The sequence below is a fragment of the Myxococcus qinghaiensis genome, assembly GCF_024198215.1.
Lineage (GTDB): Bacteria > Myxococcota > Myxococcia > Myxococcales > Myxococcaceae > Myxococcus > Myxococcus qinghaiensis.
Genome location: NZ_JAKCFA010000023.1, coordinates 72707 through 95294 on the forward strand (window position 1 = coordinate 72707; position 22588 = coordinate 95294).

General features: G+C 70.5%; 19 protein-coding genes. 6 read left to right on the forward strand and 13 right to left on the reverse strand.

All coding sequences use genetic code 11. The features are described 5' to 3' along the window. Positions 1-18 precede the first annotated feature (18 nt). On the forward strand, positions 19-981 hold the full coding sequence (locus LZ199_RS34670; RefSeq protein ID WP_253998050.1) for a hypothetical protein: 963 nt from the start codon (positions 19-21) through the stop codon (positions 979-981). A 13-nt stretch (positions 982-994) separates the two neighbouring features. Continuing rightward, complete coding sequence (locus LZ199_RS34675) at positions 995-2911, forward strand: di-heme oxidoredictase family protein (protein ID WP_253998051.1); 1917 nt, start codon at positions 995-997, stop codon at positions 2909-2911. A gap of 244 nt (positions 2912-3155) precedes the next feature. Here LZ199_RS34675 and LZ199_RS46310 read toward each other — a convergent pair whose 3' ends face one another. From LZ199_RS46310 to LZ199_RS34700, 6 genes are all read right to left on the reverse strand, one after another. Further along, positions 3156-3287 carry a hypothetical protein gene (locus LZ199_RS46310; RefSeq protein ID WP_256569647.1) on the reverse strand — a complete coding sequence of 44 codons (132 nt, stop codon included), beginning with the start codon at positions 3285-3287 and terminating at the stop codon, positions 3156-3158. 28 nt (positions 3288-3315) lie between these two features. After that, positions 3316-4083 carry a 4-hydroxy-tetrahydrodipicolinate reductase gene (locus LZ199_RS34680; protein WP_256569648.1) on the reverse strand — a complete coding sequence of 256 codons (768 nt, stop codon included), beginning with the start codon at positions 4081-4083 and terminating at the stop codon, positions 3316-3318. A 529-nt stretch (positions 4084-4612) separates the two neighbouring features. Beyond that, positions 4613-5173, reverse strand: coding sequence for a response regulator transcription factor (locus tag LZ199_RS34685; RefSeq protein ID WP_253998053.1), 561 nt, complete (start codon positions 5171-5173; stop codon positions 4613-4615). After that, a complete protein-coding gene (locus LZ199_RS34690; RefSeq protein ID WP_253998054.1) occupies positions 5170-6477 on the reverse strand; it encodes an ATP-binding protein in 1308 nt (435 codons plus the stop codon). The genes LZ199_RS34685 and LZ199_RS34690 overlap by 4 nt, the downstream gene beginning before the upstream one ends. After that, positions 6474-7223, reverse strand: coding sequence for a hypothetical protein (locus LZ199_RS34695; RefSeq protein WP_253998055.1), 750 nt, complete (start codon positions 7221-7223; stop codon positions 6474-6476). Before LZ199_RS34695 ends, LZ199_RS34690 begins: the two co-directional genes overlap by 4 nt. 3 nt (positions 7224-7226) lie before the next feature. After that, positions 7227-8120 (reverse strand): transporter, encoded by an 894-nt coding sequence (locus LZ199_RS34700; protein ID WP_253998056.1) that lies wholly within the window; start codon positions 8118-8120, stop codon positions 7227-7229. Between the two features lie 196 nt (positions 8121-8316). Here LZ199_RS34700 and LZ199_RS34705 point away from each other — a divergent pair, with 196 nt between their 5' ends. After that, on the forward strand, positions 8317-8760 hold the full coding sequence (locus LZ199_RS34705) for a DoxX family protein (protein WP_253998057.1): 444 nt from the start codon (positions 8317-8319) through the stop codon (positions 8758-8760). Positions 8761-8824: 64 nt separating this feature from the next. Here the strand turns inward: LZ199_RS34705 and LZ199_RS34710 are convergent, their stop codons facing one another. After that, on the reverse strand, positions 8825-9730 hold the full coding sequence (locus LZ199_RS34710; RefSeq protein WP_253998058.1) for a metallophosphoesterase: 906 nt from the start codon (positions 9728-9730) through the stop codon (positions 8825-8827). 246 nt (positions 9731-9976) lie between these two features. Here LZ199_RS34710 and LZ199_RS34715 point away from each other — a divergent pair, with 246 nt between their 5' ends. Next, complete coding sequence (locus LZ199_RS34715; RefSeq protein WP_253998059.1) at positions 9977-11263, forward strand: sensor histidine kinase; 1287 nt, start codon at positions 9977-9979, stop codon at positions 11261-11263. Positions 11264-11357: 94 nt separating this feature from the next. Here LZ199_RS34715 and LZ199_RS34720 read toward each other — a convergent pair whose 3' ends face one another. From LZ199_RS34720 to LZ199_RS34730, 3 genes are all read right to left on the reverse strand, one after another. Continuing rightward, the gene (locus LZ199_RS34720; RefSeq protein WP_253998060.1) at positions 11358-12932 is read right to left on the reverse strand and encodes an ICP22 family protein; all 1575 of its coding nucleotides are present in this window, start codon (positions 12930-12932) and stop codon (positions 11358-11360) included. A gap of 191 nt (positions 12933-13123) precedes the next feature. Beyond that, entirely contained in the window at positions 13124-13690 is a 567-nt protein-coding gene (locus tag LZ199_RS34725; protein WP_253998061.1) for a zinc-binding metallopeptidase family protein, read from the reverse strand. Between the two features lie 136 nt (positions 13691-13826). Beyond that, entirely contained in the window at positions 13827-14207 is a 381-nt protein-coding gene (locus LZ199_RS34730) for a response regulator (protein ID WP_253998062.1), read from the reverse strand. A gap of 295 nt (positions 14208-14502) precedes the next feature. On the opposite strand from LZ199_RS34730, the gene LZ199_RS34735 reads away from it, so the two are divergent. Next, a complete protein-coding gene (locus LZ199_RS34735; protein ID WP_253998063.1) occupies positions 14503-15801 on the forward strand; it encodes a trypsin-like serine peptidase in 1299 nt (432 codons plus the stop codon). Positions 15802-15950: 149 nt separating this feature from the next. Here the strand turns inward: LZ199_RS34735 and LZ199_RS34740 are convergent, their stop codons facing one another. Beyond that, on the reverse strand, positions 15951-16400 hold the full coding sequence (locus LZ199_RS34740) for a Fur family transcriptional regulator (RefSeq protein WP_163870005.1): 450 nt from the start codon (positions 16398-16400) through the stop codon (positions 15951-15953). Positions 16401-17144: 744 nt separating this feature from the next. On the opposite strand from LZ199_RS34740, the gene LZ199_RS34745 reads away from it, so the two are divergent. Further along, positions 17145-19109, forward strand: coding sequence for a hybrid sensor histidine kinase/response regulator (locus LZ199_RS34745; RefSeq protein WP_253998064.1), 1965 nt, complete (start codon positions 17145-17147; stop codon positions 19107-19109). A 4-nt stretch (positions 19110-19113) separates the two neighbouring features. Here the strand turns inward: LZ199_RS34745 and LZ199_RS34750 are convergent, their stop codons facing one another. Both LZ199_RS34750 and LZ199_RS34755 read right to left on the reverse strand, forming a co-directional pair. After that, a complete protein-coding gene (locus LZ199_RS34750) occupies positions 19114-20577 on the reverse strand; it encodes a di-heme oxidoreductase family protein (protein WP_253998065.1) in 1464 nt (487 codons plus the stop codon). Between the two features lie 11 nt (positions 20578-20588). Beyond that, positions 20589-22343, reverse strand: a complete 1755-nt coding sequence (locus tag LZ199_RS34755; RefSeq protein ID WP_253998066.1) for an RCC1 domain-containing protein — start codon at positions 22341-22343, stop codon at positions 20589-20591. Positions 22344-22588: the final 245 nt, after the last annotated feature.

Sequence of the window (22588 nt, forward strand, 5' to 3'; positions counted from 1 at the left end):
TGCGCAGGTGGCCCTGGCGTGATGGTCGCAGTGGTGTGGTGGGTGGCCGCCGTCTCGCTGTCCGGCTCGGGCAGCGTGGCGATGAGCGCCACCGGTTGCCCACCCGGCGTCGAACCGGAGCTGCGCCGGCTGCTGGCGATTGAGCTCAAGGTGCCCGTCGACGCGACATCCGGCGCGGGTGACACGCGGGTGACCGTCGACTGCACGGCGCCGCGCTACACGGTGGCGCTGGAGGTGTTGGACCGAAAGCCCGAGCAGTTCGAGGTCGACATCTCCGACGTCAGCGCGCTGGCTGTTCCACGGACGGTCGCGTTGTTGGTGGCCGAAGCCGCCGCGCGGCTGTGGTCGTCGCCCCCCGCCGAGCCGCCGCTCCCGCCGGTCGAGCCTCCGCCTCCTCTCGAGCTTCCTCCTCCTCCCGAGCTCCCGCCTGTTCCCCAGGCGCCGCCCACGCTGCAGGCCCTGCCCGTTCCCATCGATGAGCCGGGCCGGGTGCAGCTCGGCCTGTTTGGCGTCGGCCGCTTGGGGGAGGTGCCGTTGTTGGGTGGGGGCCTCGCGGCGGATGTGCGGCTTGGGAGTCGGGTGGGTCTGCGCCTCGACGTGGCGGCGCTGCGGGGGAGCGCACAGCGGACCTCGGGCTCGGTGTTGGCGACGCTGGTCGATGGCGGGGTCACCTTCGATGTGCGGACCGAGCGGGAGCGGTGGATGGTTCGGGGTGGCGTGGGGCTGCGTTGCGGACTCGGGGAACTCGAGGGCCTGCCGTCGGAAGGGCATGTGGGGGCTGTGACGCGCGGCGTGCTCTGGGGTCCCCAGGCGGGAGTGAGCGGCGAGTGGCGACCGTGGGGATGGCTTGCGCTGGGGCTGGGGCTTGATGGAGGCGTCTGGGTGCCGCGCCTGGATGGCACCGTGGTGGGCGAGTCGCCTGTTCGCGTCGGCGGTGCCTTCGGTGCGCTCTGGTTCTCGGGTGGCGTGCGCGGGTGGTAGATTGGCGAAACCGATGCGCGGACGTTCGCCCGACATGTTGGTGCTGGCGCTGCTGCTGTCGGGGTGCGAGTCGTTCACGCTGGGCGGCGCTGGGGTGGTCCTCGGTCCCGGCCCGCAGCTGTGTCGGGAGGCGTCACTCCCCCAAGTGACTCCGCTGTTCACCGAGGGCCCCGCGGAGACTGGCCCCATCATCCACCGCCGCGAGGACGGCGTCCTCGTCACCGAGGTCTCCGGGCGGGTGCGCGGCCGTCATGAGCGCGAGGACCGCTCCAGTTTCTTCACCACGCGCTCGTTCGAGAACCGGAGCTACCGGCTCGTGGTCGAAGACGCTGTTGCGGCTGGCCGTTCCGAAATCAAAGTCACCTACTACCCCCTCGTTGACGTCTCGATGTACGGCCCTGGCACCAACTTCCGCAGCTGGAAGATGTATGGCTTTGAGGGGAACCAGAACGGGGGCTACACCTTTCACGTCAACCAAGGGATGCGTCAGGTATCGCCGCGACAGTTGGAGCAGACGGTGACCGACAACGCCCGCGAAGGACGGGCGCTGCTCGTGGGTGACATCCTCGACTTCGAGCTCGGCATCTACCTTGCCGGCGCCGATGCCATGGACCCCAACCCCATTGCCGGCGGGTCGGCCTATTTCTCGGACACCTTCCGCTACCAGGTCGGCCTCGGTGGGCTCACGCCGGAGAACTTCGACTCCACGGGGATGTTGGGGCCTTCTGCTGAGGCCCGTCTCGGCGGGGGCACCACCGTGCCCTTCGTCGCGCTCGCCGACGGCACCCCGGTCGCGCCGAAGTACGCGTTTTCGCAGTTGGCGCTCAACATCCAGTGGCCACATCCGCAGGGGTTTCTCGAAGGCCGCAGGCTCTTCTACACGGAGCTCGACACGGGGGCCCACGTCGAGGCGGGCAACCCGCCCCTGCCGTTGCAGGGTGTGCTGGGGCCGCTGTTCAATGCCCGCAGTTGCGTCGCCTGTCATTCCTTCAACGGCCGTGGCGTGTTACCGCCGGTGGGAGAGCAGGTGCAATCGCTGGTGCTCAGGTTGACTGGCGAGCCGGACTTTGGAGACCAGCTTCAGCCGCAGGAGGCCCCTGTATGGCTTTCGCGCTTCGAGCCGCTGTCGGTGACGCTCAGCGATGGTGAAGTGGTGACGCTGCAGCGGCCGGTGTTCGACGCCGGACGGCCGCTGCGCGCGTCGGCGCGGCTGGCACCAGCGCTGGTCGGCCTGGGGTTGCTGGAGGCGGTCGACGAGTCGACGCTCCTGGCGGTGGCCGACGAGAACGACTGCGACGGGGACGGCATCTCGGGTCGCCCTGGGCTGAGCAGGGGCTCGCCGGGTGAAGAACCGAGGCTCGGTCGCTTTGGCTGGAAGGCCGAGCACCCCTCGGTCTCCGCGCAGGTCGACGCCGAGCTTGAGGCCCACCTCGGAGTGGGCGAGACGGCGAGTGCGTTCGGCGGCGAAGAACGGTCTCGCCTCGTCGCGTATCTGCGGCTGCTCGGGGTCATGCCCCAGCGTGTGACTGCGCCGGAGCAGGTCCGTCGCGGCGCGGAGGTGTTCGCCGCGGTGGGGTGTGGTGCCTGTCACCTGCGCGAGCTGACGACGGGGAGGAGGCACCCGTTCGAGGAGCTCCGCGCGCAGACGGTGCATCCCTACACCGACCTGTTGCTTCACGACATGGGCGCGGGGCTGGCGGACGACTCAGGCCTGCCCGAGGCGAGTGAATGGCGTACGGCTCCGCTGTGGGGCCTGGGCTTCACGGCGCAGGTATCAGGCGCCGTCAACCTGCTGCACGACGGGCGGGCCGGCTCTGTGCTCGAGGCGGTGCTGTGGCATGGCGGGGAAGCGCAGAAGGCGCGGGACGCGGTGGTGGCGCTGCCGCGAGAAGACCGCCTGGCGCTGCTCGCCTTCCTCGACAGTCTCTGACGCTGGCGCTACTGGGCGGCTCCCACATTCACGAGGCGTCCATTTCCCAACCTGTTCGCGGGATGCGCGAGTCCAGAGCAGGGCCTGGATGTTTCCGTCTTCGCGGGTCCGACGTCAGGCCTGTACTTCGTGGTGGTGGACCAGGGTTTTCACCGCTGCGGCGGTCCGAGTGGACGTGTCCTCGATTGGTGGGAAGTCTATGCGGTGACTTCCCAAGGCGTTGTGGGGGATCCTCTCCCCGAGTTCACTCCGGACAAAGAGGTTGCTCCATCCACGCCAGTTGCTCCACCTGCCTCGCCTCCGTCTCCTCCCGAGGCGTCGACCTCCCCTGCGACACCAGCGTCACCCGCCAGCCCAGTGCCAGTTCCACTCGCACCGGTACAATTTCATCTGGAGAATCGATTCTAAAGGAGCCGGTCCATCCCGCGTGTGACGCCGATGAATTCGCGCACGCGGCGAATGGCGAGCAGCGTGCCTTCCACGTAAGGCGTCGCTCCGGGCCCACCGTCATACGAGAGGGTCAGCCGTTCATCCTGTCGCCCGAAGCGAATCTCCAGACCGATGGTGTAGCCTGGAAGGCGAATCGAGTGGATGCGCGACTGGTTCACTGTCGCGCCTCGCGCGGTGACGTCCCCCACGGTCTTCTCCACAGGGACTTCCACGTCGGGAGACCGAACCTCGGTGAGTCGCGCCGCCAGCTCGCGTGCCATGCCGCTGGGAGCATCCATCTTCCCCGCGTAGGCGCTGTCGATGATTTCCCACGATGACAAATGCTGTGCGGCTTCGAGGGCAAAACGCTGGAGCAGGGCCGCGGTGATGGCGAAGTTGCCGATGGCGAGCACGCCGACCTTGGCGCTCCTGGCCGCCTCGTCGATTTCCCGGACCGCGTCGTCGGTCAGCCCCGAGCTGCCGATGACAGCGTGGCGTCCCGCGCGTACAGCGGCGAGCACGTTGTCCTTCACGGCCACGGCGCTGGTGTAGTCGACGAAGACGTCGGATGGGACCGCCAGCGCTTCCTCGACGGAGCCGCTGATGGTCAATCGACCCAGGGGTTCTCCACGGGCACTGCGTGCCACCGCCGCCACCAGATCGAGGTCATCGGCGGCTTCGATGGCCGCCGCGAGGGGCTGGCCCACCCAACCTGTCACTCCCGCTACGCAGACACGAATCATCACTCGCGCATAGCAGGCGATGAGGCCCGGTTTCCAGGTACAGGTGCCACGACAGTCGACGAGCGCAACAACGCACGCGCCACTGTCAGAGCACCGACATGGATGTTCCTCCTGCCTGTCGGGCAATGCTCCAAGGTCATCCAACAAGCCGGGTGGTGCGCTGGTACTTGCCCCACTCCAAGCGAGTGACAGGTATGAAGTGACGCCATGGCACAGACGCCCGGTCTCGATTTGGACGGCTCGAACTCGCCCAGGCCGCGCTGCTCTACATCCGCGACCGCGAGCAGGAGGACGACGTCGCCACGTACTACGCGCGATTCTCCGATACGGCCTTCACCGTCGAAGTCTCCCACGACTTCGCGACGCGAGAAGCAGCGGACCAGTGGCTCGCCAGCGGCACAGCCCGGAACTCCGAGCGTGTGAGAATTGCCGGCAAGGGCTTCATGGTCGTCGAAGCACAAGGACGGCGACTGTTCATGGTCGCGCCTCTTCCCGAAGAGTTGAAGGCGGACCCCGAGTAGGTGCCCCGCTACCGCGCCGGCGGGTACTTCTGGAGCTTGCGCTGGAGCGAGCGGCGGTGGATGCCGAGCTTGCGCGAGGCCTCGGAGATGTTCCCCGCGCAGTCCGCGAGCACGCGGTGGATGTGCTCCCACTCCGCTCGCGCCAGCGAGGGCGCTTCGAACGTCTCCGGCGCCGCCAGTGACGGCTCGCCCGAAGCTCGCTCGAAGGCCGCGAGGATGTCGTCCACGTCCGCCGGCTTGGGCAGGTAGTTCACCGCCCCCAGTCGAATCGCATCCACCGTCGTCGCGATGCTCCCATACCCCGTGAGCACAATCGCCTTCGTGGACGCATCCACCGCCAGCAAATCCTTCACCACTTCCAATCCGCTGCGCCCCGGCATGCGCAGGTCCACCACCGCGTACTCCGGTGACTCCCGCCGCGCCGCCGCCAGCGCCGAGTCGTAGTCACCCGCAGTGGTGACCTCCCACCCGCGCTCACGAAACGCCCGCGCCAGTCGCTCCCGCAGCGTCGCGTCGTCATCCACGAGCAACAGACTCGGGTGATGCCCATCACCGCCCACCGCGCTCACGACGCCACCTCCGTGGCGGGCGGCGCTCCGACAGGCAATGCCAGACTCGCCACCGTCCCCTGGCCCGGCGTGGACCTCAACTCCAGCGAACCGCCGAGCTGCTCCGCCAACGTGCGCGCCAGAAACAATCCCAACCCCATGCCCTCACCCGGCGCCTTCGTGGTGAAGAAGGGCTCGCCCGCTCGCGCCAGGATTTCCGCCGGCATCCCCGCGCCCCCATCGCGCACCTCCAGCCGCGCGCCTCCTCTCCCCGCCACCACCCGCAGCTCCACAGTCCTTGACGGCGGCGACGCCTGGAGCGCGTTCTTCACCAGCCCTCGCACCACCCGCGCCAGCGCTCGCGGCGGCCCCTGCACCCGCCACGCGCTCAACGCCTCGGGCAGCTCCACCCGCACGCGCTCCACGCCCGACAGCTCCGACAGCGAGTCCTCCACCAACCGCCCCAGCGGCATCGGATGGAAGGCCTCTCCCGTCGTCTGCCCCGCGTCCGCCGACATCTGCACCAGCACGTCGCGACAGCGGTCCACCTGCTGACGGATGAGGCGCAGGTCCTCACGCACCGCCTCGGAAGTCCCCGCCGCCGTCAGCGCCCGCTCCACTTCCTTCGACACCACCGCGATGGTCGACAAGGGCGTGGACAGCTCATGCGCCGCGCCCGCCGCCAGCGTCGCCAGTGAGGCCACCTTCTCCCGCCGCGCATGCTGCGCTCGCGCCTGCGCCAGCTCCTGCTCGCGCTCCTCCAGCGCCCGCGTCACCCGCTGCACGAAGTACACGATGAAGCCCGCGGCCACCGCGAACGCCACCCACATGCCATTGATGTGCAGCCGCATCAGCGCCGCGTGGTCCGGCCGCGACAGCCCCGGCACCAACACCACGTCCTGCAGCAGGAACAGCGAACCGAACGCCGTCAGCGTGAAGCCCAACAGGCTCCACATCCAACGCGAGGACAGCAGCACCGTGCCCAGCGCCACGTTCACCAGGTACAGCGTGGTGAAGGGGTTGTGCGTGCCACCACTCAGCGCCAAGAGCCCCGTGAGCACCAGCGTGTCCCACAGCATCAGCTTGCCGATGGTGCCTTCCGTCACCCGCGCCCGGCCCAGCCACGCTCGCACCGCGAGGTTGGTGATGGCCTCCAACCCCAGGAGCCCCGCCAGCACCGGCACCGGCAACGCCAGCTCCAACCCATACGCCGCCAGCGCGATGACCAGCGCCTGGCCCAGCAACAGGCCCCAGCGCAGCTTCAGCAGCCACTCCAGGTTGATGCGGGCGCGCGAAGCAGGCTCGGTGGGGAGGGGAGGCGTCATGGCACGACAACGGACTGCAGCGAGGCGGAGCGGGCCACATTGCCCAGCAGGTCCACGTTGCGAGGAGACTCGCCCGGGCCCACGCCATCCAGCCACGAATCCCACGCCAGTGTGAAGACCCGCGCCGCCTTCGGCGCGTCTTCCGTCAACTCCACTCCATCCAGCAGCACGTCCACCGACGAGCGGCCCCGCGTCTCCACCTCGAACTCACTCGCGCCCTCCGCCAGCGTGCCCCGGACATGCAGACTCAACCCCAGCATGTCCACCGGCACCGCGCCCTGCGACGCCGAGGACAGGCCCTCCGCGTCCTCGTCCGCCGGCTCGAAGGTGAGCCGCGCCCGGCAGTAGCGCCCCGGCGGCGGACGCATCACCCCCAGCGGCAGCACCACTCCGTCCGTGTCCCCCAGCGCGACGACGTGCGGCGTGCCCAGCCGCAGCGCGTTCGACACCGAGTGCGCCCACGCCGTCCCCACCGGGGACAGCTCGTTCCACAGCCGCCGCCAGCCCGTCGCCTCGCACGGAATCAGCTCCACGCTGCCCAGCGTGACGAGCGCCCCGGTGAGCGTGGCCCGCGTGCCCTCGTCCGTGACGAGCGTGCGCGCCCCCGCCGCCTCCGGCACCCCGCGCGCCCGAGCGGTGGTGAGCCCCAAGGTCAGCTCCATCCCCTCGATTCGCTCACCACCCCCACAGCCGGCGAGACACAGCAACAGGGCGGGCACGGCGCTTCGCTTCACGGCGACAGGCATGGCTCAGAGGTCATACGCGACGGACAGCATCGCGATGGGAGTGGGCGCCACGCGTCCGTGGAGCCGGTTGAAGAAGGGGACCCGCACACCCGCGGCCACCACGATGTCCGTGCTGGGGCTGAAGAGGACGTCGGGCGACGCGTAGCCGATGACGCCCCCGCCGTTCTCCTCCTTCTCGCCGTGGATATCCGCCGCGGCCTCTATCCGTCCGTCCAGCCCCAGCCGCACCGCCCACCTGGGCGCGGGCTGATACTGCGCGGCCAGCGTGGTGCGCACCGACGGGCCCGCCTTGAAGCCCAGCATGCCGCGCAGGGGCAGGAAGCCCGTGGCGCTGACCAGGAAGGACCAGTCCCCCCGGAAGTGCTGGTACGCCACGCCCGCCAGCGGGTCCACCGAGCCGCTGCCGAGCTGCGTGTCCAAATCCAACAGCGTGCCGTCCTCCGCGCGCAGCCGGGGCGCGGTGGGCAGCTTCACTCCCGCCAGCACGCTGAAGAGGTGGTCCGCGGAGAACTCGCGGTCCTGGTACAGGAACGCCTTCGCGCTCACCTCCACGTCGCCCACGCCCCACCCGCGCTCGCGGGCCAGGCTCACCGAGCGCACCTCGCGCGCCTGCAAGGGCAGCGTGGCCGACAGGAACAGCCAGGGCAGCGGCGCGTACGCCACCGCCACGTCCATGCGCGCCTCGCGCAGCCGCAGCGCATCCACGCGCTCCTGTCCCACCGTGTGCCCCCAGGCCCGCAGGGTGGTGGACAGGCGCAGCCGTCCGGAGAACGGCTGCTCGGTGCCCATGGAGGTGAGCGTCGGGTCCCCACACGCACACGTGGCGCAGGCCCAGGCGGGGGAGACGGGCGCCAGCACGGCGCCGCAGAACAGAAGGAGGGCGAGGGAGGCTTTCACGACGGCGAAGACGATACGCCCCGGGCCGCCCCCGTCGCGTGTGGCGTGTTGTCGCAGTCCGTCTGGGCGACCCATGGCCCGCGACGCCACCCGGAAGGCGAGCGGGGAGGCGAGCGCCGGCTGCCTCGCGGGAAGTCATGGGCAGGTTGAGAATGACTTCCACGCCCCGGCGTTGGTGGGACACAGGAGGCCTTACATGGGAGTGCTCGCGCCGCTCGGTCGGCTGCTCTTTTCCGCCATCTTCATCACCAGCGGCTTGAATCACTTCATCCAGCTCGACGCCCTCACGGCGTACGCGCAGAGCTCCGGCATCCCAGAGCCGCGCTGGGCGGTGTTGCTGTCGGGCGCGGCGCTGGTGCTTGGAGGGCTGTCCGTGCTGCTCGGCGTGCTCGCCCGCCTGGGGGCCGCGGCCATCGCCATCTTCCTGGTGTGCGCGGCCTTCATGGTCCACCGCTTCTGGCTCATCGCCGACCCGGTGCAGGCGCAGGATCAGCTCATCCACTTCATGAAGAACCTCTCCATGGCCGGAGGCGCGCTCTTCATCGTCTACTTCGGCTCCGGCCCCTTCAGCCTGCGTCGCGGGGGACGCAAGGAGGGCCTGCTCGGCGGGGGACGACTCGGCACGCCGCTGAGGCCCTGAGAGGGCCCCGAAGCTCGGACGCCCGGAAGCTCGCGAGCCCGGCAGGCCCGCGAGCTCGCGAGTTTCAGCCCACCGCCGCCACGGCCGTCGCCGCGCGCAGGGTGAAGAAGGCGACTTCCGGCTCGCTGCCCCGGCGCAGGTACGGGCCGCCGAAGCCGAAGCCCAGCCCGCGATTCACGTAGAGCTGGTTGCCGTTCACCTGGTAGTGCCCGCGGATGTAGGGCTGGCCCGCGCGACGGAACAGCCGCTCGGTGAGGCCCTGGACGATGAACTGTCCGCCGTGCGTGTGCCCGGAGAACTGCACCAGGTTGCCCTGCGCGGGCAGCTTGTCCACCGTGGGCGGCGTGTGGGCCAGCACCAGCCGGGTGCCGGACTCCGGCGCGCCCCGGAAGGTCGCCTCCACGTCGTCGCGGCCGGTGCGCCCGTCATCCACGCCCAGCACCGTCACCGGGGCGCCGCGCATGTGGACCACGCGGTGCTCGTTCTGGAGCACGGTGTAGCCCAGGTGCTCGAAGCACTGGCGCAGGTAGGGCGCGTTCACCCAGTGGTCATGGTTGCCCAGCACCACGAAGACGTGGCCTTTCAGCCCGGAGAGCACGTCGCGCACGCGCGGCAGCGGCTTGGGGCTGTGGGTGACGTAGTCGCCCGTGAGGAAGACCAGGTCGGGGGACTCCGAGTTGACGGCCTCCACCGCGCGGCGGATGCGCACCTCGGACGTCGCCTGCCCCACGTGCACGTCGGAGAGCTGCGCCACGCGCAGGCCGTCATGACACTCCGGCAGGTGCGGCAGGTGCAGCACGTTCTCCGTGAGGGTAAAGTGGTCCCTCCAGCGCAGGCGCCGCTCCGGGCGCAGCGGATCCGCGCCGCTCCAGGCCACCAGCTCGTTGCGGCCTCCCTGATGGGACTCCAGGTGCGGTCCACCGGACGAGGACGACGAGGGGCGACGGCGAGCCAGACGTCTCAAGCGCATGCGATGCGGTTCCTTTTCCGGCCGGAGGCGGTGAGCGCCCGATTGTACGGAGCCGGGGGAGGTGGGTTGAAGCAGGTGTCCCGCGCACGCCTGCCCTCCTTGCGGCCAGCGAGCGGGGTGAGGGGAAAACCGTCATGATTCCGGGAAGATTCCAGGGGGGCCTCGGGCCTTTCTTCCACCATTGGACACACTGCCGGGGGGCATGCGGTGACGGCGTCCGACGAGGTTGGTACACACGCGGAGACGATGAGCCCCCGGCTTGGGACGGCCCCCGACATGGGCCCGGACGTGTTGACGCCAGCCGGTGAGACGGGCCTTGGAGGGCAGGAGGCCCTGCCCGTCGGCTCGCGCCCCGTCGCCCTCTCCGAGCTGATGGGCACCATGCCCCTGGGCATGGCGGTGGTGGACCGCGAGCTGCGCTTCGTCGAGGTGAGCGAGGCCCTGGCCTCCCTCAACGGCCGGCCGCGCGAGGCCCACCTCGGACGGCTCATGGACGAGGTGATGAACCCCCACTCGTCCCTGGGCGACACCGCCCGCCGGGTGCGCCGCGTGCTGGAGACGGGCGAGCCCCTGGACGGCGTGGACATCATCCACCGCGAGCCCGGCGCCGGCGTGGAGCGCACGCGCGTCTTCCGCGCCAGCTACCACCCGGTGCTCCGCGACGGCGAGGTCATCGCCGCGTGCATCTACGTGGAGGACCTCACGGAGCGCCGCCGCGTGGAGGCCCAGCGCGACGCGGGAGCGGCCCGGGAGCGCGCGGTGCGTGAGCAGGCCCTGCGCGAGACGCAGGAGGCCGTGCGCGCCCGTGACGAGTTCCTCAGCGTCGCCGCCCACGAGCTGCGCACGCCGCTCACCAGCATGCGCCTGCACCTGCAGCTCCTGTTGCGCCAGGTGACGGGCGCCCATCCCGAGCTGGGCCGGGAGCTGGCGCCGCGCGGTCAGGTGCTGGAGCGGCAGCTGTCGCGGCTGGGCAGCCTGGTGAACACGCTGCTGGACGTGTCCCGGGTGGCGGCGGGCAAGCTGAGCCTGGAGCCGCGCGAGCTGGACCTGGTCCAGGTCGTCCGGCAGATGGTGGACGCGTTCTCCGAGGAGTTCGCGCGCGCCGGCTGCGAGCTGTCCGTGCACGTGTCGGGGACGCTGCCGGGCCAGTGGGACCCGCTGCGCGTGGAGCAGGTGCTGGTGAACCTCCTGTCCAACGCGGCCAAGTACGGCGCGGGGCGGCCGGTGGAAATCTCGCTGGTGGGCGAGGGCACCATGGCGGTGCTGGCCGTGAAGGACCACGGCATCGGCATCTCCGAGGACGGCATGGCGCGCCTGTTCGGCAAGTTCGAGCGCGCCGTCTCCGAGCGTCACTACGGCGGCCTGGGCCTGGGCCTCTACATCACCCGGCAAATCGTCGAGGCCATGGGCGGCAGCATCACCGTGCGCTCCGCCCAGGGCCAGGGCTCCACGTTCATCCTCCGCCTGCCCACCCAGCCGCGCGCGGCGCCCGCCGTCGCCCCGGCGGTGGTGGTGGGCGGCCGGGCGAAGTAGCGACCCACGAGCAACGGGCGCCCCCCTTCCGGAGAGTCCGGAAGGAAGGCGCCCGTCGAAGCGGTCCGCCGTGTGAGCGAGCGGCCCGGGTGTGTCAGTTCCCGCGCAGCACGAACAGCTTGCCGTCAATCAGGACGTACAGCGCGGAGGGCGTCACGCGGGGGTCATAGACGAGCTGCCGCACCTCGCCGCCGCTGACGCCCGCCACCTTCTCCAACTGCTTGGCCGGCGTCAGGCGCCACAGGCCGTTGCGCGCCGTGCCGACGAAGAGCGAGCCGTCGTCGGTGGCCGCCAGCGCCGTGTAGTCGCTGGTGTTCGCGCCTTCGATTCGGACGTAGTCCGTGTCGGCGTACTTCTTCGGGTCATGTCGCTGGGGCTGCGCCTGGAACTGCCACAGGCCGCTGCCCAGGCCGGCCACGTAGTAGAGGCCGTCCTTCGTCTTCTGGATGCCGCGCCAGTTGTTATGGGGCGTCGCCTGGTCGCGGTACTGGTCGGGGCCCGGGTTGACGGGGTCCACGAAGGTGTTGAGCAGGTACTCGGAAATCTCCGCGTCGGCGGGCACTCCGTCGCGATTCTCCCGGTCCCACCACTTGAGGTCCGCGTTGGGAGGCAGGATGCCAATCTTCCAGTCGTTGGCGATGAGCAGGTGGCCCTCCGCCGAGATTCCAAGCCCGTAGGTGTAGCCGGCGCGCTGGGACTGCTTGGGAGGCTTGCTCGGGTCCTCGTTCGGGATGGTCTGCCACCACGCGGGGTGCCGGTGGCTGCTGTAGTCGTAGCCGCGGATGCGCGTCACGCCGTGGTTGGTGCCGACATAGACTTCGCCTTCATACGTGCCGCTCATCACCCGGGCGCAGGAGTAGACGGAGCGGTCCTCGTCGTAGTGGAAGTCGTTGCTGTTGCGGATGCCGATGGGCTCGTTGCGGCTGGGCCGGCTGGTGCCCGCGGAGCGATACAGGTGTTCGCGCAGCACGATGTCGGAGCCCTCGCCGTTGAGCTGCACGACGTCCACGTCGCCCTTCTGGAACTCGAAGTATCGCTCCTCGGAGAAGCCCTCCTCACCCCGTCCGACGATTCGCTGGCCGCCCACGATTTCGTCGTGCGTCCGGTAGCCGACGTAGGCCTCGCCGGCCTTGCCGCCGCAGATGACGGTGGAGTCGATGGCGAGCTTGTCGGGCTCCCAGCCCAGGCCCAGGCTCGCCTGACCGATGGGCTGGCTGTTCCACACCGGCCGCTGCGTGCCCGCGCGCAGCACGCCAATCTGGCTGCCGTTGAGCAGCCAGATGTTGTGCGCCGCATCCACGCCCACCGAGCGGACCTTGGGGATGTCGTACTTCGCGCTGTAGTCCGTCAGCGCGTCCGTGGGCCAGGGGCCCTCGGGCGTCGTGGGCTGCTGCGTGCCGCCGTCGCCAGGAAGCGGGTCCGTGCCGCCGTCGCCAGGAAGCGGGTCCGTGCCGCCGTCGCCGGGAACCGGGTCCGTGCCGCCATCCGGAACGGGGTCCGTGCCGCCGTCGCCAGGGCCCGCGTCGTCCGTGCCCGGGCCGCCATCCTCCGAGGGTGACTGGATGTCGCCACCACCGCCCTTCGGGTCCGTCCCCTTCGAACTGTCGCAGGCTCCCGCCGCCATCACCAACGCCACACCGACACACGCGCCCAACAGTCGTCGAATCACCGAATCCTCCCGTCCCCGGTGTGGAGCAAGCGGCGTACCGGGCGCGGCGCGGGGACATGCGGGCGAAAGAGGGAAGCGCGCTGCCCACCGTGGGCAATGCCTCGCTTCGACGGGTCGCCGGAAATGACCAGGCCCGCCCCCCGTGAGGGAAGCGGGCCTGGGAGCCTGTCGGCTGGAAGGCGTCAGCGACTTCAGTGCACGGCGTCGTCCACGTCCTGCTTCAGGTCGTCGCCCGTCTGCTCCACCTTGTCGCCGGCCTTCTTGGCGTCCTCCTTCACGGCGTCGGTGCCGGAGCCGCCCGTGCCCTTGGCGCCCTTGGGGCTGGTGGCGCGCAGCTCCACGGCGACGGCGTTGTCACCGCTGAGCTGGAAGCGGGCGTGCACCTCCGCGCCCTCGGGGAGCTGGTCGGCCCGTACCGTCTTGCCGTCCAGCTTCACCGTCGTCTGGGGCTTCACGTCCAGCTCGGCGTCGGGCAGGTCCTTGCGCGCCAGCTTCACGCTGTCGTCATCCGCTTCCTTCACGGTGCCCTTGATGTTGAGCGAGTGCGCCTTCTTGAAGGTGTTGTCCACGCCGGGGACCTGGGAGGCCTCCTTCGAGGCGCCGTTGATGCCGCGGCCCACGTCGGTGGCGTCCACACCCGTCTGGATGCGCGCTCCGGAGCTGGGAATCTGGTTCTGTGAGGGTTGCTCGGCGGGCGCGCTCTGGGCGAATGCAGCGGAGCCGACGCACAGCGCGAACGTGGTGATGAGCTTCTTCATGGGGTTCCCTCTCCCTTGGGGTCAGATGAATGTCTTCTGGGAGCAAGGGTGGGGAGCGTGCCTCCCTTTCGCCAACCTGTCCGGCGCATCACCACGTCACCTCGCCCGGAGAGCATGCGGGCGGGCAGGGCGAGGCTCAGCCGGCGAGGCTCAGGCGCTTCACCGTGGACAAGAGCTCGTTCAAGTCCAGCGGCTTGCGCAGGCAGCCCGCCACGTCGAGCTCCTTCGCGGCGGACTCGAGGTGCAGGTCCGCGCTCGCCACGACGACGGGGATGTCCGACAGCGAGGTGTCATGGCGCAGCGCCTCGCGGAAGGCGAAGCCGTCCATCCTCGGCATCATCAAGTCGAGCAGGATGAGGTGCGGCCGCGAGCAGCCTGCATGCCGCAGGTGCGCGAGCGCCTCCAGGCCGTCCGCGGCGAGCAGCACCGAGTAGCCCTCCAGCTCGAACGCGTCCTGGAGCGCGTCGCGGATGTCCAAATCGTCGTCCACGACGAGCAGTGTCTGAAGCGGTTGCACCCGTCCTCCCACCCTGGTCCGGGGCGGACTCGCTCCCACACCGCGGTAACGATGGGGTCGCTACCGTCCGAGCGGAAGCGCTTCGCTGGCGATCTGGCTCAGGGAGTGCTCACCACCCGACGGCCCGCTTGCCCCAGAAGCACACGCCATTGTTCATGAATTGCAATGGGGTTGCGTTAATTCAAGTTAAACGAAAGATACATCTGGACTGATTTGCTCGTATTGCTGGTTGGGCTGAAGATGCGCCCGGCTGCCCGCCTGCTCGGCGGGCGCTCAATCCCAGGGAGCTGTCTTCATGCGCACCATCCGTCGAAGTGGAGCAGGCAGGAAGCTGTTCGCGTCGTTGCTGTGTACGGTGTCTCTCGCCGCCTGTGGACCGGCGCCGGAGGCGGGCCAGGAGACGGCGCCAACGGACACCGCCGCGCAGCCGGTGGTCTACGGCACCGACAACCGCACGGATGTCTACGCGCATGCGAACGCGACGCTGCGGCAGCGGGCGCAGAAGTCCACCGTGGCGCTGATGAACCCGTCCGACTACACCGTGGGCTCCAACGGCAACGTCACGTTCAACGCGTCCCCGCTGGGGACGGCGTATGGCCTGTGCTCCAACCAGCGCTTCCTGAACGACCTGACGCCGGCGTTCTGCTCGGGCACGCTCATCGACGATGACCTGGTGCTGACGGCGGGCCACTGCATCACCAGCGCGTCCGCGTGCGCGAACACGCGCTTCGTCTTCAACTTCTACCGCACGTCCGCCACCGGGATGCAGACGGTGACGTCCGCGGACATCTTCTCGTGCACGTCCATCGTCGTGCGCCAGCAGGTGTCGAGCCCGCTCAACCTGGACTACGCCATCGTCAAGCTGGACCGCGCCGCCACGCCGCGCTTCGAGCCCGCGCCCATCCGCGCCGGCAACACCGCGCTGGCGGTGGGTTCGAAGGTGACGGTCATCGGCTCGGGCAGCGGCATCCCCTTCAAGATTGACGACGGCGGCTCGGTGCGCAACGCGCGCGCCAGCACGCTGGACTACTTCGTCGCCTCCACCGACACGTTCGGCGGCAACTCCGGCTCCGGCGTGTACGAGAACACCGGCTACACCGTGGCGGGCATCCTCGTCCGCGGCGAGACGGACTACGTCTCCAGCGGCGGCTGCAACATCGTCAACACCTGCACGGAGACGGGCTGCCGCGGCGAGGACATCACCTACGTTCGCCCGGCGGTGACGGCGTACTGCGCGGTGGCGGGCAGCCTGCGGCTGTGCGGCACCACCAACCCACCGCCCACCACGACGTTCCCCTTCACCGCCACCGCCACCAACAACGCGACGGTGAACACCACGGACAAGACGGTGACGCTGGCCGCCGGTCAGACGCTCCAGTTCGGCACCTGCACGCTGCCCGGCGCCTCCGGTACGGGTGACACGTTCCTGCGCCTGGTCAACTCGGCGGGCACGACGGTGGCGAGCAACGACGACTCGTGCAGCCTGCTGTCCTTCGTCTCCCATACGGCCACGACGGCGGGCACGTACACGATGCGCGCGGGCTGCTACTCCAGCAACTCGTGCAGCGGCACCGTGGCCTACACCATCCAGTAGTCAGTGGGGATGCACCGGGCGCGGGAGGAGGCTGACTCCCGCGTCCTGTCACATGTAGCTCGCTCGGGCCCTCTGCCGCTTGAACGGGGGGCCCGGGCGGCCGTCACCTCGCGACGGCCAGGCGCTCGGCCTCGCGAGCGGCCGGGACTTCAGGCGCAGCGGTCGCAGACGCCGCGCAGCTGCACGTCCACGCTCTTCTGGGCCACCGCGCGGGGCACGCCCTTGGAGGAGGCGATGCGGATGGACTCCTCCGGCAGGCACGCCACCGTGCCGCAGTCGGTGCAGGTGAAGTGCGGGTGGTTGCCGCTGTGCTCATCGCCCGAGCGTCGCAGCTCGAAGCGCCACACGTGGTCCCCCAGGTCCGCGCGCACCACCAGGCCGGCCTCGGTGAGGTCCGTCAGGTTGCGGTAGATGGTCACCCGGTCATAGCCCTCGTCACCCAGCGCATCCACCAGGTCGGCGTGGCTCATTGGCGCGGTGGCGGACTCCAGCTCGCGAAGCACCGCCACGCGGGGCGCGGTGCTGCGAAGACCCGACGCGCGGATCCTCTCCTGGAAATCAGCGAGCTTCGGCTGCACGGCGATTCGTTTGGCTCCCATGATATCTTTTCGCATAACCGATCTGCGGGACACTTTCACCTCGACCGTGTCGCAACGTCCGATGTCGAGGACTGGAGTGGCTTGCCCGCCGGGTCCCCCCAGACTCCCTGATACGGAAACAACAACCGGGAGTCCAGGATACTGGTGCAATCCTTGTGCGGAACGACTGTCCGCGCTTCCTGGCTTCCACGGCCCTTGTTCTGGACGCACCTGGACCCCGCGAGGTTCCAAATGGCCACGGCGCTCGGGCGACACGGCCTCCGGATGTCTCAAGGATGACAGTCGGCACCGCGCGTCATGGAGCGGGCCAGGGGGTTGAATCAGAAACAGGAAGTCGTGTGAGTCCCGGGTGCAGGTGCAACTCATGAGTCACCGGTGACGCAGTGCCGGAAGCGCCAGGGTTCGCGCCGCGTGCGGCCCGGCTCGGGCCCAGCGTCAAGGGCGCATCCGGCTGGCGTGGGCTGGGGCACGAGGCCAGGGGAGGAGGGAGGGGAGAGGGCGTCAGGCTGGTTGTCGTATCTGTGTTGTAAAAGCATCCAAGGTGTTTTTTGTCGCAGAGTCCGTGTACCGGGGTTGGGAGGGGAGGGCGCCGTGGGCTGCTCGGCGGGCAGGGCGGGTGTTTGCCCGGCGAACACTTGGACACGGGTACCTTGACTCACTGCGACGAGTGCACACACTTGCGCCTTTTCGTTCCGCGGGGCGCTGGACTGGCCCTGTTGCTCGTGTCTCCGGGTCCCCCTCGCCGTGACGAAGCCCAGCCTGCTGCTCATCGAAGAGGCCAGTGTCGCCCGGGAGCTCCAGGTGCTCGCGCTGGAGAGCCAGGGCTGGCAGGTCGTGGCGTTGGCGGACGTGGGGGCGGCCGCCTCGCTGCTCCAGGCGCAGCCGGTGTTGCTGGTGATTGTCGCCGCGGGGCTGCTGGCCACGGGCCAGGACGGCCTGGCGGCGTTCCGCCGGGCGCTGGAGACGACGGCGGTGGGGTTGTACGTGCTGGCCTTCCCCGCTGAGGAAGAGGTGGTGCGCCGGCGCTCGCTGCCGCTGACGGGCTTCTTGTGGCGGCCGTTGACGCTGTCGGGGCTGGTGGAGGGGGTGAGGCAGGCGCTGCCGGGGCAGGAGCCGGGCGCGCACCGGCCGCTGGTGCTGGTGGCGGATGACGACCCGGTGTCGCGCAAGCTGTTGCAGTTGCTGCTGGTGCCGCTGCGCTTCCAGGTGGTGTCCGCGTCGGATGGCCTGCAGGCGCTGGAGGTGGCGCGGCGGCGGCGGCCGGACGTGGTGCTGGCGGACGCGCTGATGCCGCGCATGGATGGCTACAAGCTGTGCCTGACGCTGCGGCAGGACCCCTGGCTGTCGCGCGTGCCGTTCATCCTCACGCACACGCTGTCGCCGGACGAGCTGGACCTGCGCATGGCGCACAACGTGGGGGCCAACGGCTTCGTGCGGCGCACGCAGGACGGGGAGGAGCTGGTGGGGGCGCTCCTGCGCGCGCTCAAGGCGGGAGGCCCCGCGCCGCTGGTGCCCGGAGGGGAGCTGGCCACCGAGGACCACCTTTACCGGGTGGTGCGGCAGCTGGAGCGGCGGGTGGGGCTGCTGGAGCAGGCGGAGCGCGGCACGCGCGAGAGCGAGGAGCGCTTCCGGCTGGTGGTGAACGGCTCCTACGACGGCTTCTGGGACTGGGACCTGCGGCGGGGCTCGCTCTACTTCAGCTCGCGCCTCCTGGAGATGCTGGGGCTGACGCCGCAGGACTTCGCGGGCACGTATGACGCCTTCGTGGAGCTGTTGCACCCGGAGGACCGGGCGGGCGTGCTGGCCGCGTTCACCGAGCACCTGGAGCGGAGCGCGCCGTACGACGTGGCCTTCCGGCTGCGGCACGCGACGGGGGGCTACCGCTCCTGTGTGAGTCGCGGGCGCGCGTCACGCGATGCCCAGGGCCAGCCGGTGCGCATGGCGGGCATCATCGGCGACGTGACGGAGCAGCTGCGGCTGTACCGCGAGGCGCGCGAGGCGGTGCGCGCGCGCGACGACTTCCTCAGCGTGGCGGCGCACGAGCTGCGCACGCCGCTGGCCGCGCTGCGGCTGAGGGTGCAGGGCGCGCAGGGGGCGCTGAGGGTGCTGGGTGTGGCCCAGGCCATTCCTCGGCTGGAGCGCGCGCTGGAGGCCGCGGACCGGCAGGTGCAGCGGATGTCGGACCTGGTGGAGTCGCTCCTGGACGTGTCCCAGTTCCAGGGAGGGCCGCCGCACCTGCACCTGGACGTCGTGGACCTGTCGGCGGTGGTGCGTGACGTGGTGGCGCGCTCGGAGTCGGCCGCGGCGCGCGCGGGCTGTGAGCTGGTGCTCGGGCCGCTGTCACCGACGCAGGGCCGCTGGGACGGCGCGCGGCTGGGGCAGGTGGTGTTCCATCTGTTGTCCAACGCGATGAAGTTCGGCCCCGGCAAGCCCGTGGAGGTCGCGCTGGAGTGCGCGGAGGACACGGCGACGCTGTGGGTGAGGGACCACGGCATCGGCATCGCCCCGGAGCGGGTGGAGGGCCTGTTCCGCCGCTTCGAGCGCGCGGTGCCGGTGCGTCACTACGGCGGGCTGGGCCTGGGGTTGTACCGGCTGCGCCGCATCGTCGAGGCACATGGCGGCGAGGTGTCCGTGGACAGCACGCCCGGCGAGGGCTCCACGTTCCGCGTCCGCCTGCCGCTGGACGGCCCCCCCACCGCCCGCGCCTGACTGCTCAGAGCGAGTCGAGGAAGGCCACGAGCGCGTCGCGCTCCTCCTTCGCCAGCGCGCGCACGGCGTCTCTCGCGGACGCGGCCTCTCCGCCGTGCCAGAGGACGGCCTCCAGGGGCGTGCGCGCCCGCCCGTCATGCAACAGGCGCGAGTGTCCGCTCACCGCCCGCGCGCGGCCCAGGCCCCACAGGGGCGCGGTGCGCCACTCGCGGCCGGAGGCGAGGAAGTCCTCGCGCCCGTCGGCCAGCGCCTCGCCCAGGTCGTGCAGCAGCAGGTCCGAGTAGGGCCAGATGAGCTGGCCGGACAGCTCCGGGTAGCCGGCGAGCGTGCCGGTGGTGACGGACGGCCGGTGGCACTTCGCGCAGCCCACCCGGTGGAAGACGGCCTTGCCGCGCAGGACGGGGCCTGTGTCCACGCCCACGCGCGTGGGCACCGCCACGGTGTGCGAATAGAAGTCGAGCGCCACCCGCTGCCGCTCGCTCACCTCGGGCACTCCGCCGTGGGGCGCGGCCCCGCATGCGGCCTGCGCCAGCGTGCAGTTCTCCGTCGGGAACAGCGTGGTGGTGAGGCCCAAATCTCCCAAGAGCGCCGCCGCGTTCTGGTGTTCGATGTCCGGCTGGTTCGCCTTCCACCCGAAGCGGCCCACCACTTCGCGGCCCAGCAGGTGGTTCCACACGCGGTTGGGCCGGCCGGAGATGCCGTCGCCATTCGCATCGTCCGGGTCCGCCCAGGCAAGCAGCGTCGCTTCGTCCACCGCCGCCAGCAGGCCCAGGCCCACCATGGGCTGCGCCACCCGCGCGGACGTGCGCGTGTCGGGCGACAGCGGGCCGTGGGCCAGGTCCGTCAGGAGCAGCGCCGGGGACTGGAGTGTGTACGCCTCGCCGTCCACGAAGGTGCCCGGCACGTCCGTCCATTCCACGCGCACCTGTCCCTCGGCGGGCACGGCGCCCACGCCCCGGGGCTGGAGCTGGTCGCCATAGGTGGGCTCCGGCTTGGGGCCGCCGTGGGAGTCGGTGCCGGGCACCGACAGGCGCACCAGCAGCGTGTCGGCGACCTCGCCTCCTTCTGGAGGCCGCCCCCGGCCATTGCCCAGGTGACAGGCCAGGCAGGAGACGGAGTGGAAGACGGGGCCCAGCCCGTCGCGCTCGGGGTTGGTGTTGGTGGGAGCGGCCACCCAGTTGGCCTCGAAGACGGACTCCCCCACGAAGAACTCCGCGCGCCGCGCCAGCGACAGGTTCCCCGCCGGCCGCGTGAAGGCGGCGGCGCCGGAGTCATCGACGCTGGTGTCACCGCCGGGCCTGTCCTCTCCCGCCTCCACCACGTCGAAGCGTGGGGGCTCGGGCTCGGGCACCTCGGGCTCCGGCTCTGGCACCTCGGGCTCCGGCTCCGTGGGAGGCGGGGCGAGGGCCTTGGGCTCGCTGTCGCAGGCCGCGACGCCGAGCAGGGTGAGCAGGAGGAGGACAGGCACGGCGGGTTGCTTCACGGCAGGGTCACCGGGATGGGGTCGGTATAGGACCAGCGGTCGATGATGCCATCGGGCCCGAGCGAGCCGTAGAGGTTCCAACCCCAGGCGAAGACGGAGCCGTCCGCGCGCACGGCGATGACGTGGGTGGCGCCCATGCCCATGGAGGACAGGGGAGCGACTTGCGACGAGGAGGCCGTGGGCACCGGGTGCGTGGCCTCCGTGATTCCCAGGCCGAGCTGGCCGTTGAAGTTCTGCCCCCACCCCATCAGCGAGCCGTCCGCGAGCCGCGCGAAGCTGTAGTTGCCGTTGGCGAAGACGGCGCGCGCGGTGGTGACGTTGAGCACCTTCACGGGCGTGGCGCTCTCCACGTTGGTGCCCACCGAGCCGTCGCCCAGCTGACCGCTGACGCCCAGGCCCCAGGAGGACACCGTTCCATCCGCGTGCACCGCGAGGATGTGGTCGCGGCCGTTGGCGATGTCCACCGCGTCCGCCAGGTTCGGCACCTGGGCGGGCACCGGGTGGTTCTGCGTGTCGGCGACGCCGTTGCCCAGGTTGCCGTAGTCGTTGCGGCCCCACACCCAGACGGTGCCGTCGCGCTTGAGGGCCACCGAGTGCATGGAGCCGCCCAGCACCTTCACCACGTCCGTCAGGCCTTGCACGACGACGGGGTAGTCCTTCGCCACCGCCGTGCCGTCTCCCAGCTGGCCGTTGGTGTTGTTGCCGAAGGCGCGCACCGTGCCGTCCTCCATCAGCACCAGCGTGTGGCGGAAGCCGGGCGCCACCGCGACAGCGCCCGTCAGGCCGGGCACCCGCGTCGCCGCGTAGCGCGGGGTGACGTCGAGCGTGTGCGGCGCACCGTCCACCGGCGGCGTGCCCATGCCGAGCTGGCCGTCCGAGTTCTCCCCCCACGTCCACACCGTGCCGTCCGCCGCGAGCGCCGTGGCGAAGTTCTGGTTGAACGCAATGGAGGTGGCGGACTCCAGGCCCGGCACCGCGCGGGGCTGCGTCTGGTCCGTCGTCACGTCCGCGCCCAGGCCCAGCTGCCCCCGATTGTTGCGGCCCCACGTGTAGACGCGGCCTGCGCGCACCGTGCCGCTGTGCAGGCCGCCCGCGGAGGCCAGCCCGCCGAAGTGGAACGTCACCGTCTTCTCGCCCGTGTTGCCCTTGGCGTCCCGCGCGCGCACCACCACCTGGTTGGCACCGGGGCGGGGCGAGACTTCGAAGGAGAGCGTGCCCTCGGCCGTGGCGGGCAGCGCCAGGGGCTGCTCCTCGCCGCCGTTGAGCGTGTAGGCCAGCTGCGTCACGGCCGCGTTGTCCGTCGCCACCGCCTCCACGCGCACGCGGCGCACGGTGAGCGACAGCCCCTCGTCCGGAGACAGGACCTGCACCTTGGGCGCCTCGGCGTAGCGCAGGTGCAGCACCCGCGCGCTCGTCCCGCCGCTCTGGTCCACCGCCTCCAGCCGCACCTCGTTGTCGCCCTCCAGCAGGGTCAGCTCCACCGTGAAGACGCCCGACGTGGCCGTGTGCTCGGTGACCTCCACGGCCTGGGCCGCGCCGTCGTTCAGCCGCGCCGTCAGCCCCGCCAGCTTGCCCGGCGCGCCCACCTGGCCGGTCAGCCGGACCCCGGGCACCCCCGTGGTCTCACCCGAGGCGTGGGACGTCACCAGCAGATACGGCGAGACGGGGACGCCGGGCGTCGGCTCCACGTCGGATCCGCACGCGGCGAGCCAGAGGGCCACGAGCGCCAGGACACAGGCACGGGACTTCATGGGGGAACTCCTGATGAGTTGAGATTGATTTGCAGAGTCAGAAAAGTGCCCGGTCTCATACCGCTCGCGGCTCCGGGCGCGCAAGCGACGGAGGGCTCATTTCGACGGGTGCCGCCAGGGATTCCCCGAGGGAGAAGCGTGCGCGGGAAAGCCCGGGAAGCGCTCCAGAAGCCATGGCAGGTCCTTCTGGACGGGCTCGTCGGGCCTTTGGGTTTCAGGCGCCGGGGACCTGGGAGGTGTGGGAG

Bases quoted from the DNA above. Each gene is read 5' to 3' on its own strand.
- LZ199_RS34675 (WP_253998051.1), top strand. From the start codon at position 995: ATGCGCGGACGTTCGCCCGACATGTTGGTGCTGGCGCTGCTGCTGTCG.
- LZ199_RS34680 (WP_256569648.1), bottom strand. From the start codon at position 4,083: ATGATTCGTGTCTGCGTAGCGGGAGTGACAGGTTGGGTGGGCCAGCCC.
- LZ199_RS34690 (WP_253998054.1), bottom strand. From the start codon at position 6,477: ATGACGCCTCCCCTCCCCACCGAGCCTGCTTCGCGCGCCCGCATCAAC.
- LZ199_RS34695 (WP_253998055.1), bottom strand. From the start codon at position 7,223: ATGCCTGTCGCCGTGAAGCGAAGCGCCGTGCCCGCCCTGTTGCTGTGT.
- LZ199_RS34705 (WP_253998057.1), top strand. From the start codon at position 8,317: ATGGGAGTGCTCGCGCCGCTCGGTCGGCTGCTCTTTTCCGCCATCTTC.
- LZ199_RS34710 (WP_253998058.1), bottom strand. From the start codon at position 9,730: ATGCGCTTGAGACGTCTGGCTCGCCGTCGCCCCTCGTCGTCCTCGTCC.
- LZ199_RS34715 (WP_253998059.1), top strand. From the start codon at position 9,977: ATGAGCCCCCGGCTTGGGACGGCCCCCGACATGGGCCCGGACGTGTTG.
- LZ199_RS34725 (WP_253998061.1), bottom strand. From the start codon at position 13,690: ATGAAGAAGCTCATCACCACGTTCGCGCTGTGCGTCGGCTCCGCTGCA.
- LZ199_RS34735 (WP_253998063.1), top strand. From the start codon at position 14,503: ATGCGCACCATCCGTCGAAGTGGAGCAGGCAGGAAGCTGTTCGCGTCG.
- LZ199_RS34740 (WP_163870005.1), bottom strand. From the start codon at position 16,400: ATGGGAGCCAAACGAATCGCCGTGCAGCCGAAGCTCGCTGATTTCCAG.
- LZ199_RS34755 (WP_253998066.1), bottom strand. From the start codon at position 22,343: ATGAAGTCCCGTGCCTGTGTCCTGGCGCTCGTGGCCCTCTGGCTCGCC.